Here is a 20,064-nt window from a genome sequence, read left to right on the forward strand (position 1 = left end):
ACTAGCTCTCTACTGACTTGATTACGCTATTGAGGTTTTCTGATGACAGATCGGCATTGAGAAATTCCCGATCCTGAGGCAGGTCGATGATCAATTTGGCGATCACGCCAAACGTCAGCGTGCCGTTTTCAACGTCATAATTCAGAATATGGCCACCGCCTTGGCGATCGTCAGTAATAAAATGTTCGTGGTAACCCGCGACATTAATTCCCTGAGTATAAGCTGGGCTGCGAAACCCAATAATGCTGCCGCTGCGGTGTTCAAAATGAAACGTTGGTTGCCCTTCAATCGCTTCCTGCATCGGTTTATAAGGCCGACACTGACGGGGAACAGTACGGGTTTCCACGCAGCGAAAATGCCCATCAATCCGCAAGGCGCAGAACAGGTTGTCCGTCCCCACGATTTCATCGATTTGGCGATGTACTTCCTCGCGCGAGGTCCAGCGATCAAAACGGATCATTTCTGTCGGGCGAAAAAATGTCATGACTGCAAACGGCGTTTTTTGATCTGGCTTCGCCGCCCGTGCGCTGCCATCGGATAACAGCTGGAAAATCTGGCTATTCAATGCAACCAGTTCCCCATCCAAACTATTAAATGTTCCTAATCCAAAGTCACCGTGTTCCAGTAATTCAGCCATCGTTCGGCTGCCTTCGTATATGCCATTTATTAGCCCACTCATTAATGAGGTCTGATAAATAACGCAGTCTGCGTGCTCCCGCCGGAAGTCATTAGCATAGTTAGCAAAAGCTTCCTCACAGGATTGTTCACCTACACTCGTTTTCATACATTCCTTCTCACCGCACCAATTACTTAATAATTACTAATATTTAGATAAAGATTGACGCGGGAGAGGACAAAATTCCAATATGCAATAAAGGTCATTTCAAGATCGGAAAGATATGGAGTTACGTGAATGGAACTACGTTACCTACGCTATTTTGTCGCCGTTGCACAAGCCCGGCATTTCACTCGTGCGGCAGAAAATCTGGGAATGTCACAACCGCCCTTAAGCCAACAGATCAAGAAATTCGAGCAGGAGATCGGTACACCGCTGTTCAAGCGACTGACGCGTGGTGTAGAAATGACGGAGGCGGGACAAGCGCTGTATGAGGACGCACGCCAGATTTTGCAACTCACCGATTCAGCAATCGCCCGGACAAGAAGCATCGCGCGAGGCGAGAAAGGTAGCCTGAACGTGGGTTTCTCACCATCGGCCATGTTCCATCCCACCGTGCTTGAGCTGCTGCACCGCTACTGTCAGCAGCATCCTCATGTTCAGCCGTTACCGAAGGAAGAAAACCCGGCAATACTCATCACCGCGCTGCAAGAACGCCATATCGACATCGCATTTCTGCGCTTACCCTGCGATCTCAGTGATGATATTAACGGGGAAATTTTGGCAGAAGAACCAATGAAATTGGTGTTGCCCGCTGAACATGCGCTTAGCCATAAAACACAGGTCTCGCTGAGCGAGCTGCGACAGGAACCGCTGATTATTTTCCCACGCGAGGTGTGTCCAGGACTGCACGATATGATTATTCGTACCTGCTATCTGTCAGGCTATGGTCCCAGACCCAGTCCCTTTGCACCACAGTTAATGGCCACCATTGGGATGGTCGCAGCAGGCTTCGGTATCACCCTTGTACCAGAATCACTCGCCTGTATTAAGGCTGATAATGTGACCTATCATGATATCGGCATGCCCGAAGTCCATACACAAATTGCGGCTATCTGGCGCAAACATGAACGATCGGCTGCGATCGTGAATATGATTCACCTAATACGCCAGCATCTGAGCAGCCAACGTACTGATTAACGTTGTCAGGTAGAAAATTCCGGCCATCTACTCGTCAAAAAACTAGTAATTGATATAAATTCTTATATGATATTAGTTATCATTATCATTTTTGACGGGTGGGAAAATGCTGACAGCAATGATCACGGCTTGCGGGCTATGGGGTGTGAGCTGGTGTATGGGGAAGCATCTGTCTAGTGCCTGGGGCGTGCTATTACCTTGTGCCATCATGCCGCTACTCGCGCTGCTCGATCTAAACCTGACACACCTGAAAGTGATTATCGCCATCGCGCTGCTGGCGACCCTTGTCATGCTGTTTCATCAACGTTTGCGCCACTATTTACTGCTGCCCTCTTGCATTGCGCTGGCTGGCGGTTTGGCGGCACTGTCCGTCATGTTTAATTTGACGACGCTATAAACACAAGATACAGGTGAAATAATGAACGACACAGAATGGCGTACAAACGCAGAAAACCGCTATAGCCAGGAATAGGACAAAAGGGAACAAATAAGGGGAAAATCAGGAAGATACTGAGGCGTTCGGTGGTGCGAAGAGAGGGACTTGAACCCTCACGTCCGTAAGGACACTAACACCTGAAGCTAGCGCGTCTACCAATTCCGCCACCTTCGCACTGAGAACGTTGCTTGTCTTATACAATAACTGTCTTATGCGGTAAACCTGTCTTACGTGTTAGATCTATCACGACATGGTGCGAAGAGAGGGACTTGAACCCTCACGTCCGTAAGAACACTAACACCTGAAGCTAGCGCGTCTACCAATTCCGCCACCTTCGCAACGCTGTCATCTATTTCTGGTCACGCAATACTGATTACTGCTTCGGTTCGACAAACCAGAACCGTTGTAGTGATGTTGGTGCGAAGAGAGGGACTTGAACCCTCACGTCCGTAAGAACACTAACACCTGAAGCTAGCGCGTCTACCAATTCCGCCACCTTCGCAACACTGCTTTACGCAATATCACTACGGAGGCGAATTCTAGAGGTTTTCGCGTTCACGTCAATGATTATTTCCTCTGGAATACGGGGTTTGCTGTAAAAAACATCATCTAGCCACGGCGTTGCGCGTAAAGAGTTCGTCGAGCCATTCGATGAACACCCGAATCCGCGGCGCAAGAAAGCGACCGGGTGTATACATCACGTAAAGCGGCATTGCGGGCGGCGATATCTGCGGCAAAATTTCTACCAGATCTCCGCTTTCAAGAAAAGGACGCAGACCACGACGCGGTGCCTGAATAATCCCCAGCCCAGCGCATGCGCTGGCAATATAGGCATCTGTGCCGTTAACCTGTAACGCACTGGGCAACATACGCGTAATACGCTCGTCGCCAGACATAAATTCCAGCGGATAGAGGAACTCGGTACGCAGAGAGAAATAGCCCACCATGTGATGCCCCGACAGGTCATCAAGCGAACGCGGCACGCCATATCGCGCCAGATAGTCAGCGGACGCACAGGTGACCTGCGGCATCGACGGCAAATGGCGGGTCGCTAGCGTCTCATCATCCGTTTGCCAGGCGCGCAGCACGCAGTCGACGCCTTCACGTAGCACATTAATCGCCGCATCGTTGGCGCTCAGCATCAGCGTCACTTGCGGATAACGCGCATAGAACTCGCCCAACGCTGGAACCACAATTTCTCGCGCCAGCGAGTGCGGCATATCCACCCGCACTTTACCAACCGGCTGTAGCTTTTGCTGTGTGAAAAGCGTATCGATCTCTTCAATTTCAGCGAGCAATTGCAGGCAACGTTCATAATAAATGCGCCCTTCATCGGTAATGTGCACCTGGCGGGTCGTGCGTTGCAGTAAACGTACACCCAGCCGTCCTTCAAGCTGTTTGATGGTGTTGCTCACCGTTGCACGCGGTAACGCCAGCCGCTCCGCTGCACGGCTAAAGCTGCCCAGTTCAACAATACGAACAAAAACCCGCATCGCTTGAATATGATCCATCGCCACCACCATTGTTGGTTATTTTTGAACAGTGTTGCATAAAAAGCAGTATTTATCTTTTTTGGATAAACAACCAGACTGCTTTCACTGCCAACGAGATGAGGAAGATGACAATGCAACAGCGCAAATTAGGAGCGAACGGTCCAGAGGTTTCAGCAATTGGGCTAGGCTGCATGGGAATGAGTGATTTTTACTCTACTGCGCAGGATGAAAAAGAGTCCATCGCCACGTTGCATCGCGCACTGGAGCTGGGCGTCACCTTGCTGGATACCGCCGATATGTATGGCCCTCACACCAATGAACTGCTGCTAGGCAAAGCGATAAAAGGCAAGCGCGAGCAGATTTTTCTGGCGACTAAATTCGGCATCGTGCGCGATCCGGCGAATCCCAACGCTCGCGGTGTCTGCGGTAAACCGGATTATATCCGTCGCGCGGTGGAAGGCAGCCTGATGCGGCTCGGTACGGACGTTATCGATCTTTACTATCAGCATCGTATCGATCCGACGGTTCCGATTGAAGAGACGGTGGGTGCGCTGGCCGAGCTGGTTAAAGAAGGCAAGATTCGCTACATCGGCCTGAGTGAAGCCTCTGTCACCACGCTGGAACGTGCACACCGCGTGCACCCGATTACGGCGTTACAGAGCGAATATTCATTGTGGACGCGCGATATGGAAGCCGAGATTCTGCCCACCTGTGAGCGTTTAGGCATCGGCTTTGTACCTTACAGCCCGCTCGGTCGTGGTTTTCTGACTGGCGCGATTCGTAGCCCGGACGATCTGGCAGCCGACGATTTTCGTCGCACCAATCCACGCTTCGCAGGGGAAAATTTCAGGAAAAACCTGCAACTGGTAGAGAAAATTAACCAACTGGCGCAGGAAAAACAGATCACACCATCACAGTTGGCATTGGCGTGGGTACTGGCGCAGGGCGAACATATTGTGCCGATTCCGGGCACCAAACGCCGTCGCTATCTGGAAGAGAACGTTGCGGCGCTGGATGTCACACTGACGAAAGAGGAACTGGCTGCTATTAATGCCATCTTCCCGCCCGATGCCGCAGCTGGTGAACGCTACGGCAAGGAGAGTATGGCGGCGCTTAATCAGTAGGATTACCGGCGGCGGCCTTTGCCTGTGCGCGGAGGGCGTCCAACGGTGGCCTGATACACCTTGAAGCGTCCGGTCTGCGCCAACACTTCATGGCTACCAAATGCGGCATCTAACAGCGCCGGATAAGGTAGGAAGGCGTTAGCAACGATGCGTAACTGCCCGCCAATCGGTAGATGAGTCACCGCACCACGAATCAGCATTTCCGCAGCTTGGAGACTAGTCTGCAAGCCATCATGGAACGGCGGATTGGACACGATCACATCAAAGCGGCCGTCGATGTCTGAATAGACGTTACTCGCAATCACACTGCCTTCCAGCGCATTCGCCGCCAGCGTAGCTTTGCTGGACTCCACCGCTGCGGCGCTGACATCACTCAGCGTCAGGCGGATTTTCGGTGATTGCTTCGCCAATACCGATGCCAGCACGCCCGCACCACAGGCGATATCCAGCACTTTGCCTTTCATATGCGGCTCAAACGTAGACAGCAGCAGTCGGCTACCCGGATCCAGATCATCACGACTGAATACGCCCGGAAGCGTTTTGACGGTCACGCCGTCCGTCACATACTCATCCCACCACTCATCCAGTGTGAAGCTGGCTTGCTTATCAATTCGACCATGATAAAGCCCGCAGCGACGCGCGCTGTCGATTTTTACCAGCTCAACGAAGTCAGACAGCACGGTTTCAGCGCTACGCACACCGCTGCGGTTTTCTCCCACAACGAAGATCTCCGCGCCGACCGGCAGCAAGGACAGCAGATTACGCAGTTGGAATTCGGCTTCCTGTTTGCTCTTCGGCCAGTAATAAATCAGCGTGTCGCTATCCGCCACCAGCGCCGCATCCGCTACCAGACCATATTGAGCGTTATCCCCAAGTGGCTTTGCCATCTGTTGCCAGTGGTGATATTGGTTGCAATGGACACGCACTGACGCCGCCTCAAATTGAGCGGGCAGGGTATCCTGCAAATCACCGGCAAACAGAACTCGGCGTGAAAGAAATTCGTCACTATGGCGCAGTATGACTTCACTGGCGGGGGTTAATGCGGACATCGGGCTACGGCTCCTTAATCATTGAACGGGGGATTATATACGCTTCGCCTCCGAAGTTGCAGAGCGGAGAGGAAATAACCACGCCGACATTGGCGCAGTATGGCGGGGTTTGTTAGCATAGGTACGAATCATTTTCTCGCACGCCAGACAGGATAACGCATGGAATCAAGACGTGACAGGCTGCTACAGCAACTGGGGATTACGCAGTGGACGCTGCGTCGCCCGACGGTGCTGCAAGGCGAAATCGCCGTCAGTCTGCCCGATCAGGTGCGTCTGGTGATCGTCTCCGCCGAACCGCTGGCCGATGATGAACCGCTACTGACCGACGTTCTACACAGTCTTGCGCTCACTCCTGCGCAAGCCTATCGCCTGACGCCGCAGCAGATAGAGATGTTGCCCGCCGATGCGCACTGCCATAGCTGGCGGTTGGGCATCGTGGAACCCATTGCGCTACAGGGCGTTCAGCTTTCCAGCCCTCTGCTTTCCGAACTTTATCAAAATGCCGACGCCAAACGGGCGCTGTGGCAACAGATCTGTGAACATGAACACGATATCTTCTCTGACGCCAGCCGATCTGGCACAAGCCTTTAAAATTGAACAAGCTAGCCATGTCTTTCCCTGGACGGAAAAAACGTTTATCAGCAATCAGGGTGAACGTTATTTCAACCTGAAATTGAGCCATGATGGGCAGCTTGCCGCGTACGCCATCACGCAAGTGGTGTTGGATGAAGCGACATTATTCAATATCGCCGTGCATCCCGACCACCAGCGTCAAGGGCTGGGTCGCCAGTTGCTGGAACACTTGATCGACGAGATGGAGCAGCGCGGTATTGTGACGCTATGGCTGGAAGTCCGCGAATCAAACGCGCGGGCTATCGCGCTGTATGAAAGCCTGGGATTTAACGAAGTCTCCGTGCGCCGTGATTATTACCCCTCGGCACAAGGCCGGGAAGACGCGATCCTCATGGCGCTACCGCTCGGTTAACTTTTTACCTATGGCACTCGCGGAAAGGCAGGTGCCATGCTAAAGACGGTGAAAAATTCACCTTCCCTGCCGTTAAAGCGAAATTCTTCAAGCTGGATACGTTTGGCACCAATGTGAACAAATGGAGTGCCATCAACGAAATCAGTTTTAACAGCGCTGCGCAGGTTCCAACTAAAGCGATTAAGTAACGTGTTGGAATAGTCTGGCACTCAGGCTAGTCCATGCCGATTTCGTTGAACAGCACCATGCCCGCAGACGCTAACGGGTGTGGTGCATTCGAGCCTTGCAGCATACAACGCCTTGCCTTTCCCCTTCTTCATCGTTACCCACATTCTCCTTAGCGTTGAAATAAAAATCATTCTCAACTAAGATGCGCCTGAAATTTGACCTCCTATCGCTTCGTTTCAGGCACCAGATATGTCATCAGCCAACATTGATACCTCAGCAGATATGCATCAGCTCTATTGTCAGCATCACAGCTGGTTGCAAGGGCTATTGCGTAAGCGGCTAGGGAATTTGTGTGACGCGGCAGATCTGGCGCAGGATGTGTTTTTACGGCTGCTGCTGAAACCCCGTCAGTTCGACAACCACGCCGGTGCGCGGGCTTATCTGAGCGTGATGGCGCAGGGTATGTGCGTCGATCTCTGGCGTAAACGCGAAATTGAACGGGTCTGGCTCACCTCGTTAGCCGAACAGCCAGAGCCGATTGCGCTGTCGGCGGAAGACAGCAATATCATTCTCGAAACCCTGTATCAGGTCGATACCATGCTGCGTGCACTGCCAGAGAAGGTGCGTGCTGCTTTCATCATGGCGCAGGTTCAAGGGCAACCTTATCGGGAAATTGCCGGGACGCTGGGCGTTTCAGAACGCATGGTGAAAAAATACATGGCGCAGGCCATGCTGCACTGTGTGCTGCTGGAAGCGGAGATAGACACGGACGGTCAGGCCGTTCATTCATGAGTAAACCCAGCATTAATAAACCCAGCTTTATTGCCTTGCAGCAGGCATCGCAATGGTACGCCCAACTGTGCGATCGAGAACCTGGCGATGAGCATTACCACCACTGGCAGCGCTGGATGGAAGAAAGCGAAGAGCATCGCCACGCCTGGGAATACGTACAAACAGTCAGCCAGCGTTTCCAACCACTGCGTGGCGACGGTCAGCAGCCCGCGCTGAATACGCTACTACACCAACCCGAATCAATTAGCCGCCGCCGTGCACTCAAGCTTGCTGCGCTGTTCAGCACCGGTTCACTGCTTTCCTGGCTCACGTACCGTCATATGCCGTTAAAAGGTTCATTGCTGGCGATGACGGCCGATCATCATAGTGAGGTAGGAGAAATCAAATCCCTCACCTTGTCGGACAATACCCGGCTGTGGCTGAACACCGCCAGCGCGATTGATATCCGCTACAGCGGCCAGCGTCGGGAAATCGTTCTACTGGCAGGCGATATTCTGATTGATACCGCTACCGACACCCGCCCTTTCTTCGTCACCACGGCACAAGGGCGTTTACAGGCGCTGGGCACGCGATTCAGCGTCGCACAGGAGTCAGATACCACAACGCTAACCGTTTACCAGCATGCGGTCGATGCCAGCGCCACATACGCTTCCGCCGCACGTCGGGTTAATGCAGGCTATCACCTGCGTTTTAACGCCAACGGTCAGGGAGACATCTTGCCCAACCAGCAGAACGATGCCGACTGGTCACATGGCATGTTACAGGCGGACAACATGCCGCTGGGAGAACTGGTGACCCAGCTATCGCGCTATCGCCACGGCTATCTGGCGTGCCAGCCTGACATCGCTGATTTACGCGTGATGGGCACCTTCCCGTTAACCGATACCGACATGGCGTTGAACATGCTGGCGCAAGCCTTCCCAGTCCGCATCCATCAACGTTTTCCGTGGTGGGTGACCGTCGAACCGCGCTGATATCGCTCTCACACCCGTCACCCTTTTTAGAGACCGTTTTTGAATAAAAATAAAAAACTTTCTCTTTTGAGTTCCCCTTTTTCCACTGTCGTTCGATTCACAGTAAAACCACCAATTTTTACTCTGGGTCAGAAGGCGAATTTTCATGGCATTGATTCCATTTTTCTCTACACAGCGCACACCGTCCAAACTGGCGATTGCCGTTCATCTGTTACTGTGCGGCGCACCGCTGTTTGTGCATTCCACCGCAACGGCAACAGAAACGACAGCAACTGCGACAACCAAAACGTATTTCATCCCTGCCGGGCCGCTTAACCAGCAACTTAACCAGTTTGCAGCCCAGTCTGGCGTTTATCTGGTCGGCGATGCACAGTTGGCGACAGGAAAAACCGGGCAGTCCCTAAAGGGAAATTACAGCGTCGATGGTGGGTTTTCGGCGCTGCTGTCTGGGAGCGGGCTTCAGGTCATTCCACAGCCTAACGGTGTCTGGCGCTTACAGACAATACCGCAAGGGGATGAAATGATGGTCGTGGCAGGCATCAACCGCAACGGCGTAACCGAAGGAACACAGTCCTACACCACACGCAGTATGAACACCGCGACACAGCTGAATCTGTCACCGCGAGAAACGCCGCAGTCAGTGAGCATCGTAACGCGCCAGCGCATGGACGATCAGAATATGACCTCGCTGGATGAAGCCATGAAACAAACCACCGGAATCAACGTGGTTAATCAAAATAGCTATCAGGTGAAATACGAATCGCGCGCCTTCGTGATGGATAATATCAAGGAAGACGGCGTTAATTTTTCCAGCCAAAACAGCGTATCCAACATGGGTGCGGTTCAGTCTTCGAGCGAATCGCCCGATCTGGCGATTTATGACCGTGTGGAGATCCTGCGCGGGGCGTCTGGTCTGTCACAGGGTAATGGCGAGCCGGGCGGCACCGTTAATCTGGTGCGCAAGCAGCCGACTCACAACTTTCAGGCTTCTGGCAGCGTCGGCGCCGGCAGTTGGGATAATTACCGCAGCGAACTCGATGTCTCCGGGCCGCTGAACGACGATGCCAGCCTGCGCGGCCGTGTCGTTGGCGTTTATCAGGATAAACAAAGCTTTAAAGATTACGAGCACAGCGAAAGAAAAGTGCTGTTCGGTACACTGGCCTACGACCTCACGCCGTCCACCACCGTCACTGGCGGCATCAACTGGCAGAAGACCCGGGGCGTTCCTGATGTGTATGGCGTCCCGTTTGCCACCAATAAAAGCAGCCTGAACCTGCCGCGATCGACCTACCTGGGCGCAAGCTGGAACCGTATCGAATTTGAAAAAGTTAATCCGTTCATCGAACTGGAGCACCAGTTTGATAACGATTGGACGCTGAAAACCGCGCTGAACTATATCCATTCCCGCGCGGCAAGTAGCTATATCGGTATCATGAACAGCACGAGCGGCGTGAACCCGGCGACAGGAAATTCTTCACTAAACAATAACCTGCGCTACGATAACAAGGCTGAACAATGGGGCTACAACCTGAGCCTGAACGGTCCGTTTGAGCTGCTGGGACGCAACCATGAGCTGGTGGTGGGCGGCGATTATCAGAAAGAGAACTTCGATAACAACCACATCCGCATCAACAACACCAGCACTGTGAACATCTTCAACTGGCAGCCCAATTCGCTGGCAGAACCCGACTGGTCAAATACGAGTCTCTACAACAACCACTACAACGACCGCTTTAATTTGTATCAGCGCGGCGCGTTTGCCACGGCAAGATTCGAACTGGCTGATGACTGGAAGCTGATTCTGGGTGGCCGCTACAGCGCCTACAGCTATGACGAATACTTCACTAACCATATTCGCAACACGTCCTCGCTCAGTAGCCTGCATGCCAGCAATGAGTTCGTGCCTTACGGTGGCCTGCTGTGGGACTTTGCCGACAACTACACCTGGTATCTGAGCTACGCCGAGATCTATAAGCCGCAGAGCGAAAAAGATCGTAACGGTAAGCTGCTACCCGCCATTATCGGCACTAACTATGAAACTGGCGTGAAAGGCGAGTTCTTTGATGGCGATCTGAATACCTCGCTGGCGCTGTTCCGCATCATTCAAGCGAATCGTGCAATGGCCGTCGCGGATAGCTCAGTTTGCCGGATCGGGACCAGTTGCTCGCAATCCGAAGGCAAGGCGCAAAGCCAGGGAGTTGAGCTGGATATCTCGGGGAAACTGGCTGAAGGCTGGCAAATTCAGGCGGGTTATACCCTGACCAGCAGTAAAATTCTTGAAGGAAGCGAGAGCGAAAAGGCCGCGCAGTTCAGCCCGCGCACGCCGAAACATATGTTCAAGCTGTACACCTCATACAACCTTCCAGGTGAGCTGAACCAATGGACGATTGGCGCAGGCATGACGGCACAAACCGAAACGCAAACCTATCCTCACCGGGTTTATGGCTTGCATCAGGGCGGCTACACGCTGTTTAACGCCAACATCCGTTATCAGCACAGCAAAAATTTGAGCTTCAATCTGGTGGGCAATAACCTGACGGATAAAACCTACTTCCTGAACCTGAATAACCGCCACCTCAGCGGCAATAACTATTACGGCGACCCGCGTAATTTTATGCTGACCGCGAAGTGGAATTTCTAAGCGCACTCGCCTGCCAGCCTCGGCTGGCAGGTTATCGCTCAATCCATTATGCAAACGCTTAAACGCTTTTATTCGCTGGTCGCACCTTTCTGGCTGACCACGCGTGCAACTCTGCTCTGGCTGCTACTGCTGTTGATTATGGGTCTGACGCTGTCCGTCGTGTGGATCAGCGTGCAGTACAATAACTGGAGCCGGGATTTTTACGATGCACTGGCCGACTACTTTCAACACGCGTCAATCTACGATATGGCAGTGCGCTATCTTGCCTACACGCTGCTATTCGTGTTGGTGATCATCTGCGGAAACTGGCTCAAGAAACAGCTGATCATCCGCTGGCGCGATATCATGACGCGTCAGTATGAACAGGATTGGCTGAGCAATCATGCCCACTACCAGCTCAGCTCGGGGCTGGATAATCCCGACCAGCGCATTGCGGAAGATATTCGTCTGCTGATCGAACAAAGCCTCGAACTCCTGCTCTCTTTGCTAAAGAACATTGCCCGATTCTTTTCCTTCATCGCCATTCTCTGGCAGCTTTCCGGCGTCCAAACCTTCATGCTGGGCGGCTACACCCTCACGATACACGGCTATCTGGTGTGGATCGCGCTAGCTTACGCGTCATTAGCTAGCGTCGTGACGCACCTATTGGGGCACCATCTGCACACGCTAAATATTGAGCGCCAGCGTACAGAGGCCGACTATCGTGCCACGCTGCTGCGAGTGCGGGACAACAGCGAGCAAATCGCGTTTTATCAGGGCAGCGACGCTGAGCAGCAGCGGATGCGGCAACACTTCTTACCCATCGTGCAAAATTGGCAGCGTTTAATGACGCGAGAATTCCGACTGGAGAGCTTTACCACCAGCTATTTTCGTTTCAGCCTGATTATCCCCGTTTTCGCTACCCTGCCGCTGTTTCTCGCTCGTCAAATTAGCCTCGGGGCGATTATGCAGGCGCGATCCGCCTTTGGGTATGTGCTGGATGCCTTTGGCTGGTTTATCGATGCCTATCGTCAGTTGGTTCAGTGGTCTTCGACAATTGAACGGCTGTGGGAATTCCAACACCGCTTACAACAGTTACCGACACAGAACGCACAGCGGCATGTAGGGCAGTCTCTGTATATCAACGCGTTATCTGTAGCGCGCCCGAATGGTTCACCGTATTTCGCCCCGCTTACGCTCACGCTTCCGGCTGGCGAGTGGGCGGCACTTAGCGCAGCTAGCGGCAGTGGGAAAACCACCCTGCTGCGGGCATTGGCGGGGCTGTGGCCTGCATCGCAGGGAGAATGGCATTTTCCGGCGGGGCGAGCGCTATTTTTGCCACAAAAAGCCTATTTGCCGCAGGATACGCTACGTCAGGTATTGTGTTACCCGCAGGCGCAGCTAACCGATAACTCACCGCTCTTCACGGTGTTGGAACAAACTGGACTCGCCCCACTGATTCCTCGTTTGGATGACAAGGCGAACTGGAGCCAAGAGCTATCTGGCGGCGAGCAGCAGCGTTTGTCACTCGCGCGAGCGCTGCTGCTGCGCCCGACATTACTTTGTCTGGATGAGGCCACCAGCCAGCTTGATGATGCGGCGGCACTTCAGTTGTTAGAGCACATCAGGATAACGCTGCCACAAACCATCGTGCTGGCCGTCAGCCATCAGCCTGCCGTGCTGGCTTGCTTCACACATCAGATACGGTTAACGCCACTGGCGCGAGAGGAAAATGCGATTATCTAGTCAGAAGACAAAATACAGCCAGTTTCTTCGTCGTGATGTGAAGGAGAAATAGCAACCCGCATCATATGCAAAGAGAAAACCTGGCTTTCACCAGGTTTTCTCTGTTTATCCGTCCACACAACCGATCTGATAACTTTAGAAATCAATCGACATAGACAACTTCAACGAGCGCGGGTCGCCTTGATACAGATAGGCACCGGAATCGTTGACTGACGACCAATATTTTTCATTCGTTACGTTTTCAACATTGGCTCGCCAGACCAGCGTGTGATCGTTCATCGGCATACTGTAGCGCGCGCCAAGATCTAATCGCGTCCACGGTTTGAGCTTCATAGTATTACTGTTATTCGCATACTGTGAACCGGAACGGATCGCCGTTCCCGACAGCGTTAGCCCCTCTACGGATTTGATATCATATTCTGACCCAAGAACCAGTTGATAGCGTGGCACGCCGACAACATCTTTACCATCGTTAGCGCCACCATCCGTTTTAATCTGCTGTGCTGCAATCCATGTCGCACTACCGTTCAGCCGCAGGCCGAAGACCGGTTCACCAAATACATTAAGTTCCATCCCTCGATGGCGGCGCTCGCCATAAAGACCGTATGCCATGGTCGAACGGTTCACTGTTTCGTATGGACGCTTGATTTCAAACAGCGCCAGCGACCCTCCAACCCTCTCATAATCAAACTTAACCCCGATTTCATTTTGCTTAGCCACATAGATACCCGAGACGCCCCCACCATTAACTACAGGTACGCCATTAAAATCACGTGGGGCAGTTTGCCCCGGAGAAAGCGCTTCAATATGGTTGGCATACAGAGAAATATTTTCCCATGGCTTTACGACCAAGCCATAGGCTGGAGTCACTTTTGTACGATTAAAGGCGCTATTCCGTTCTTCAACACCCGCATAGGTATAATTACGCACCATAATTTCCTGACGGCGCAGACCCAGCGTTAATGCCACTTTATCATCCCATGCAGAGAGTGTATCTGACACAGCTAAACCGCTACTTCTGACTCGAGCACGTACCTTTGGACTGCCCATATTCCCATCGCCAAACTGCGCCGACGGATAATTGATTTGAGTGGGTTGATAGATATTTGTGTTGTTGCCCGTAGACATATCCCAAGCTGTGCGGTTTTTTGCATAAACTCCTGAATAACCAATGTTTACTTTATGGGTGATAACGCCCGTATCGAATTGCCCACGGACACCTAATAGACCGGAAAACGTATCACGTATCAAAGGCACCCCCATACGCGATATTGTCGCATTGCCGTTGTTATCAGTAAGCCTTGGCGACCCATAATTTCCTGACTCATCCGCTCGACTGCTACCGATACCGGAATACAACGTCCAGTTGTCGGCAACATCATATTCACTGCGCCACATACCGAAAGTCGTTTCCAGGTCAGTCGAGACCCATTTCTGACCATAATTTAATGTGGCATCCGGGGCAGAAGGGATTACTGTGGCGCTCCCAGTACCTACTGCAATTCGCCCTCCGTGCACGGTCTGGTGCTGGTAGCCTGCATCCAATGAAGTACGGAAACGATCGCCGCGATAATCAAGGCCAACAGAGGCCATCGACATACGGTCTTTTTGGTGGTGAATGGCGCTTTCTCCTTCGCGGTGCAACACATTGACACGTACACCAAACTCATCGTTATCACCAAAACGACGACCGACATCCACCCCACTACCAATCTTGTTTTTCGATTCATAGTCAACGGTCAAACGAGTGAGTGGATCATCTGTCGCATGCTTCGGTTCCACGTTTATCGAACCGCCTACGCCACTCCCAATCCCACTACCAGATACCCCGTTAACAAATGCACTGGCACCTTTAAAGACTTCTACACGTTCAACCATATTGGTCGACACCATCTGGCGCGGCATCACACCATACAGTCCTCCAAAGGTAATATCATCGCCATCCAGCGTAAAACCACGGATGCGATAGGTTTCCATAAAATTGCCAAAGCCTTTCAGAGTTTGAATAGAGGCATCGTTCTTCACGACATCAGCCAGCGTTTCCGCCTGCTGGGACAGGATCATCTTGTCGGTATAGCTAATCACGTTAAACGGCACATCACGCGCATTCTGCTGCCCCAGAAAACCGAGACGTCCACCATTCGCAATTTGTCCATCCAGATAGGCGGGAACCAGATCGTCACCGCCTGCACGGAACGTATTGCCTGGCTTAGCCACGACGGTCATCGTGTCGCCGCGAGTTTCATTTTCTGATGCAGAGGATGCAGTGGTGGGTTGTGCCGCTGTTGGCAGCTCTTCAGCCAACAGCGGCATGGCCATGCCGCCGCACAGAGCACCGATCAACACCGCCAGTTTCGTTGGCATACCCGTGATACGCTTTTTCAGAATGAATGCTTTCATCTCTTTCCCAGAATTAATAATAATGATTATTATTTTCATTATTAATTATGAACTCAGCTTTTCATAAAACAAGTCAAAGAACATAACTTGTCGTGAATCACGGCGCTCGAACCTGGAAAATAGATAAAACAGTAGCGTGGCAGCACCATAGCAAGCGTGCGCTGATAAAGTAGAACACCGATATTACGCGCGGGTCAGCGCGTCTGTCGCTATAGGGGTCATAGGAAATAGCAGGGTCTGAATCCGCTGACTTGCGAATTCAGACCTGCCTGGCAGCTACAGACAAACCGCCGAATAGTATGCGTGGGTTAAATAATGTTACTCGTTATCGCCAAGCAGAACGGATTCCAGCGCGATCTCGATCATCTCATTGAACGTAGTCTGACGCTCTTCTGAGGTGGTTTGTGCACCAGTACGAATGTGGTCAGAAACGGTACAGATTGCCAGCGCTTTCGCACCGAACTCAGCCGCCACGCCATAGATACCGGCCGCTTCCATTTCCACACCCAGAATGCCGTATTTTTCCATCACGTCGAACATCTGTGGGTCTGGCGTGTAGAACAGATCGGCAGAGAAGATGTTACCCACGCGGACAGACACACCGTGTGCTTTAGCGGCATCAACGGCATTACGCACCATGTCGAAATCGGCAATCGCCGCATAGTCGTGATCTTTGAAGCGCAGTCGGTTCACTTTGGAATCCGTACAGGCGCCCATGCCGATCACCACGTCGCGCAGTTTGACGTCTTCACGTACCGCACCGCAGGAACCCACACGGATGATCTTCTTCACACCGAATTCGGTGATCAGCTCTTTCGCATAGATCGAGCAGGATGGAATACCCATACCGTGACCCATAACCGAAATTTTACGGCCTTTATACGTACCGGTGAAACCCAGCATGCCACGCACGTTGTTCACTTCGCGGGCATTTTCCAGAAAGGTTTCTGCAATGAACTTAGCACGCAGCGGGTCGCCGGGCATCAGTACAACGTCCGCAAAATCACCCATTTCTGCATTAATATGTGGCGTAGCCATGCGTTTATTCCTTAATTAATCAAGTTTCACTAAAACGGTGTTTTTACAGTATCGATTTGCCGTAGTCCATAGGCGATAGGCCAAAGTAGGCTGCAACCGTCTGCCCAATATCGGCGAAGGTTTCACGGTGACCGTATGAGCCCGGCTTCACTTTCGGTCCATAGATCAACACCGGTACGTTTTCGCGGGTATGATCGGTGCCATGCCAGCTGGGGTCACAGCCATGGTCGGCAGTCAGAATCAGGATGTCATCGCCTTTCACGCGGGACATTAACTCGGGTAAACGGCGATCGAACAGCTCCAGCGCGGCCGCATAGCCTGGAATATCGCGGCGGTGACCGTAGGCAGAGTCGAAATCCACAAAGTTGGTAAACACGATCGTGTTGTCGCCCGCGCTATCCATCTCTTTCAACGTGGCGTCAAACAGTGCATCAATGCCGGTCGCCTTCACTTTCTTCGTGATACCGACTTGCGCATAGATATCCGCAATTTTACCGACGGAAACCACTTCACCGCCCTTTTCATCCACCAGCTTTTTCAGGATGGTCGGCGCTGGCGGTTCAACGGCCAGATCGTGACGGTTGCCAGTACGTTCGAAGTTACCGGGTTTATCGCCGATAAATGGACGCGCGATCACTCGCCCAATGTTGTAATCCCCTTCAGTCAGCTCTTCGCGAGCAATTTCACACAGCTCATACAGCTTATCCAAGCCGAATGTTTCTTCATGGCAGGCAATCTGGAACACCGAATCCGCAGAAGTGTAAAAAATCGGCTTGCCGGTTTTCATGTGTTCTTCAGCCAATTGATCCAGAATCACCGTACCGGAAGAGTGACAGTTGCCCAGATAGCCCGGCAGATTGGCGCGTTTCACCAGTTTATCCAGCAGTTCCTGCGGAAAACTGTTTTCTTCATCTTTAAAATAGCCCCAGTCGAACAGGACAGGTACGCCAGCAATTTCCCAGTGACCAGACGGCGTATCTTTACCCGAAGAAATTTCACTGGCGTGCGCATAAGCACCGATAATGTCTGCATTTTCATCCAGCCCAGCCGGGAACGTTCCCGTTGAGGCCTCAGCGGCTTTACCTAGCCCCAAACGGCTCAGATTAGGCAAATGCAGCGCGCCGCTGCGCCCTTTATCCGCCGTACCTGCCGCACACGCCTGAGCGATATGGCCCAGCGTATCCGAACCCACATCACCAAAGCGTTCTGCATCAGCACTGCTACCGATCCCAAACGAGTCGAGAACCATAATATATGCACGTTTCATTCTTTCTCTCCTGCGCTGTTATGCGCTCACGCCCTGCCTACCGGCAAGGGAAAATCAATTCAATTCAAGGCAACCCATCGCCAACCCTGCGCGATCACGCTTCCGCACTCACCCGACGATAGACCATCGGGGTCTTTTCTGGTGCCGTGTCGCCCAGTTGGATCGCAGCTCGGACCTCATTCGCCGCCTGCTGCCACTGCGCTTCCGTATTGGCGTGGATCACCGCCAGCGGGCGCTGCGCGTCAACGCGCTCACCCAGGCTAATCATGCTATCCAGACCGACACTGTAATCGATCGTATCCGAGGCCTGACGGCGTCCACCACCCAGCGACACGACCGCCATGCCTAACGCACGGGTATCCATCGCGGTCACAATGCCTTCACGCGTCGCGAACACTGGCTTACTTAACGTCGCTACCGGCAGGTAACGATCGTAGTGTTCAACAAAATCGCCCGGTCCACGCTGTGCGGCAACCATGCGGCCAAAGACGTCGGCAGCTTTGCCGTTATCCAACACCGCCTGCAAACGTGAATGCGCGTCGTCCGCCGAGCTTGCCAGTCCGCCCGCCAGCAGCATCTCGCCACATAGCGCCATAGTAACATCATACAAGCGTGGATTGCGGCTCTCTCCCGTCAGGAAACGCACGGCTTCCCGCACTTCCAATGCGTTACCCGCGCTGGAGGCCAGCACCTGATTCATATCTGTCAGTAATGCGCTGGTGCGGCATCCTGCGTTATTCGCCACGCTGACAATTGCCTGCGCCAGCTGTTCGGACAGTTCATAGGTCGGCATAAACGCCCCTGACCCCACTTTAACGTCCATCACTAACGCATCCAGCCCTTCGGCCAGCTTCTTCGCCAGAATCGACGCGGTGATCAGCGGGATCGAATCGACCGTAGCGGTAATATCACGCGTGGCGTAAAAGCGTTTATCCGCCGGAGCCAGCGATGAAGTCTGCCCAATAATCGCGACGCCAACCTGCTGGATAATGCGACGAAAATGGTCATCGTTCGGGAAAATATCCAGTCCCGGAATCGATTCGAGCTTATCCAGCGTGCCGCCGGTATGCCCCAACCCGCGCCCGGAGATCATCGGGACGTAGCCTCCACAGGCGGCAACCATCGGCCCCAGCATCAGCGAGGTGACATCCCCTACGCCGCCGGTAGAATGTTTGTCCACCAGCGGACCATTCAGGTTCAGACTCTTCCAGTCCAGCACCGTACCAGAGTCACGCATCGCCAACGTTAGCGCAACACGCTCATCCATCGACATATCGTGAAAGTAAATGGTCATTGCCAGAGCAGCTATCTGACCTTCAGAGACAGTATTGTCACGAACTCCGTTGATAAAGAAGCGGATTTCTTCTTCGCTCAGAGTGTTTCCATCACGCTTCTTACGAATAATTTCTTGAATCAGAAACAAGGTCTGTACTCCTGATGAATTCTGACATGCCTCAGCAGCCTAGTGCTGTGAGCGCATTTGCTGTTGTGAACCCATGCAGTCCTAAACAGAATGCCGTCATGAACAACATGTTTTCACCAATAAATAGTGCGCCGTGTGCGCGTGATTAGTAGTTGCCCTGTGGGGCCGCTGCGCGTGGCCGAGCGTTGTAGCAGGCTCGCCAGCAAACTGGATGCGCCAAAGCGAAAATGCTGCGTATTCGCCCATTCAGCACCCATGATATCGTCCGCCAGTTGCAGATAGATGGCGGGGTTTCTTACCCACGTAGGATCTTTTTCGCCAGAGGCAATAAACGTGGTTAACCCCATCAGCGCGCGTTGCGCGGCTGTGGTCAGCTTGGTCATACAACTCTCCAACTCGTCAGCCGGTCTAACCGGCCCTGAACATTAACTGGTGCAAAACCAGCACGTTTGGCGAGCGGACTTGGTTCCTTGAAGATAGCGCTCAGGAGAAACAACCTGTAGCGGCACCGAGATCCTTCTCACCGCAGTCAACCTTCCTCTACCCTTCATCCTGTGATTATTTCAACACCGAAAGAACGATATCGAAAGAAACGCTTTATACACGTGGACATATCAGATATTTGAACACGCCATGCCCGACTATTTTGTGCATTCATTCACACTTGATGTAAGAGAAATGCAATAGATAATAATTATATGTGATTTCCATCACACATATTACCCCAGGTAAA

16 protein-coding genes, 3 tRNA genes and 2 pseudogenes are annotated in these 20,064 nt (G+C 52.6%); 10 read left to right on the plus strand and 11 right to left on the minus strand.

The features are described 5' to 3' along the window. Position 1: 1 nt before the first annotated feature. Complete coding sequence (gene budA, locus KP22_RS09350; protein ID WP_039303317.1) at positions 2–784, minus strand: acetolactate decarboxylase; 783 nt, start codon at positions 782–784, stop codon at positions 2–4. 129 nt (positions 785–913) lie between these two features. Here budA and KP22_RS09355 point away from each other — a divergent pair, with 129 nt between their 5' ends. Together KP22_RS09355 and KP22_RS09360 are read left to right on the plus strand one after the other, a co-directional pair. Beyond that, positions 914–1,816 (plus strand): LysR family transcriptional regulator, encoded by a 903-nt coding sequence (locus KP22_RS09355; protein WP_039303314.1) that lies wholly within the window; start codon positions 914–916, stop codon positions 1,814–1,816. 106 nt (positions 1,817–1,922) lie between these two features. After that, entirely contained in the window at positions 1,923–2,213 is a 291-nt protein-coding gene (locus tag KP22_RS09360) for a DUF1435 domain-containing protein (protein WP_039303310.1), read from the plus strand. Between the two features lie 126 nt (positions 2,214–2,339). Here the strand turns inward: KP22_RS09360 and KP22_RS09365 are convergent. From KP22_RS09365 to KP22_RS09380, 4 genes are all read right to left on the minus strand, one after another. After that, positions 2,340–2,426, minus strand: a tRNA-Leu gene (locus tag KP22_RS09365). A gap of 77 nt (positions 2,427–2,503) precedes the next feature. Further along, positions 2,504–2,590 (minus strand) — tRNA-Leu (locus KP22_RS09370). A gap of 77 nt (positions 2,591–2,667) precedes the next feature. Continuing rightward, a tRNA-Leu gene (locus tag KP22_RS09375) sits at positions 2,668–2,754 on the minus strand. A 103-nt stretch (positions 2,755–2,857) separates the two neighbouring features. Then, complete coding sequence (locus tag KP22_RS09380) at positions 2,858–3,763, minus strand: LysR family transcriptional regulator (protein ID WP_039303307.1); 906 nt, start codon at positions 3,761–3,763, stop codon at positions 2,858–2,860. A gap of 113 nt (positions 3,764–3,876) precedes the next feature. Here KP22_RS09380 and KP22_RS09385 point away from each other — a divergent pair, with 113 nt between their 5' ends. Beyond that, complete coding sequence (locus tag KP22_RS09385) at positions 3,877–4,869, plus strand: aldo/keto reductase (RefSeq protein ID WP_039303304.1); 993 nt, start codon at positions 3,877–3,879, stop codon at positions 4,867–4,869. Between the two features lie 2 nt (positions 4,870–4,871). Here the strand turns inward: KP22_RS09385 and rsmC are convergent, their stop codons facing one another. Beyond that, positions 4,872–5,918, minus strand: coding sequence for a 16S rRNA (guanine(1207)-N(2))-methyltransferase RsmC (gene rsmC / locus KP22_RS09390; RefSeq protein WP_039303301.1), 1,047 nt, complete (start codon positions 5,916–5,918; stop codon positions 4,872–4,874). A gap of 159 nt (positions 5,919–6,077) precedes the next feature. Here rsmC and KP22_RS09395 point away from each other — a divergent pair, with 159 nt between their 5' ends. The 7 genes and pseudogenes from KP22_RS09395 to KP22_RS09425 all read left to right on the plus strand — a co-directional run bounded on the left by KP22_RS09395 (position 6,078) and on the right by KP22_RS09425 (position 13,203). Further along, on the plus strand, positions 6,078–6,509 hold the full coding sequence (locus KP22_RS09395) for a DNA polymerase III subunit psi (protein ID WP_039303298.1): 432 nt from the start codon (positions 6,078–6,080) through the stop codon (positions 6,507–6,509). After that, positions 6,460–6,903 (plus strand): ribosomal protein S18-alanine N-acetyltransferase, encoded by a 444-nt coding sequence (gene rimI / locus KP22_RS09400; protein ID WP_039303295.1) that lies wholly within the window; start codon positions 6,460–6,462, stop codon positions 6,901–6,903. The genes KP22_RS09395 and rimI overlap by 50 nt, the downstream gene beginning before the upstream one ends. Before the next feature lie 41 nt (positions 6,904–6,944). Beyond that, positions 6,945–7,091: pseudogene (locus KP22_RS23020) on the plus strand (discoidin domain-containing protein); the annotation flags it as partial. Between the two features lie 229 nt (positions 7,092–7,320). Beyond that, on the plus strand, positions 7,321–7,863 hold the full coding sequence (locus KP22_RS09410) for a sigma-70 family RNA polymerase sigma factor (protein ID WP_039303287.1): 543 nt from the start codon (positions 7,321–7,323) through the stop codon (positions 7,861–7,863). After that, positions 7,860–8,837, plus strand: coding sequence for a FecR domain-containing protein (locus KP22_RS09415; RefSeq protein ID WP_231566856.1), 978 nt, complete (start codon positions 7,860–7,862; stop codon positions 8,835–8,837). Before KP22_RS09410 ends, KP22_RS09415 begins: the two co-directional genes overlap by 4 nt. A gap of 145 nt (positions 8,838–8,982) precedes the next feature. Further along, positions 8,983–11,478, plus strand: coding sequence for a TonB-dependent siderophore receptor (locus KP22_RS09420; protein WP_039323920.1), 2,496 nt, complete (start codon positions 8,983–8,985; stop codon positions 11,476–11,478). Between the two features lie 48 nt (positions 11,479–11,526). Further along, positions 11,527–13,203: an ABC transporter ATP-binding protein/permease gene (locus KP22_RS09425; protein ID WP_039323921.1), complete on the plus strand. Its 1,677-nt coding sequence runs from the start codon at positions 11,527–11,529 to the stop codon at positions 13,201–13,203. A gap of 135 nt (positions 13,204–13,338) precedes the next feature. On the opposite strand, the gene KP22_RS09430 is transcribed toward KP22_RS09425, so the two are convergent. From KP22_RS09430 to KP22_RS23025, 5 genes and pseudogenes are all read right to left on the minus strand, one after another. Beyond that, positions 13,339–15,603, minus strand: a complete 2,265-nt coding sequence (locus KP22_RS09430) for a TonB-dependent receptor (protein WP_039323922.1) — start codon at positions 15,601–15,603, stop codon at positions 13,339–13,341. Positions 15,604–15,921: 318 nt separating this feature from the next. Next, positions 15,922–16,641 (minus strand): purine-nucleoside phosphorylase, encoded by a 720-nt coding sequence (deoD, locus tag KP22_RS09435; protein ID WP_039303275.1) that lies wholly within the window; start codon positions 16,639–16,641, stop codon positions 15,922–15,924. Between the two features lie 43 nt (positions 16,642–16,684). Next, positions 16,685–17,908 (minus strand): phosphopentomutase, encoded by a 1,224-nt coding sequence (deoB, locus tag KP22_RS09440; RefSeq protein ID WP_039303272.1) that lies wholly within the window; start codon positions 17,906–17,908, stop codon positions 16,685–16,687. A gap of 94 nt (positions 17,909–18,002) precedes the next feature. After that, positions 18,003–19,331, minus strand: a complete 1,329-nt coding sequence (deoA, locus tag KP22_RS09445; protein WP_039323923.1) for a thymidine phosphorylase — start codon at positions 19,329–19,331, stop codon at positions 18,003–18,005. Positions 19,332–19,476: 145 nt separating this feature from the next. After that, positions 19,477–19,633: pseudogene (locus KP22_RS23025) on the minus strand (deoxyribose-phosphate aldolase); the annotation flags it as partial. Between the last annotated feature and the right edge of the window lie 431 nt (positions 19,634–20,064).

The organism is Pectobacterium betavasculorum, from assembly GCF_000749845.1.
Classification (GTDB): Bacteria; Pseudomonadota; Gammaproteobacteria; order Enterobacterales; family Enterobacteriaceae; genus Pectobacterium; species Pectobacterium betavasculorum.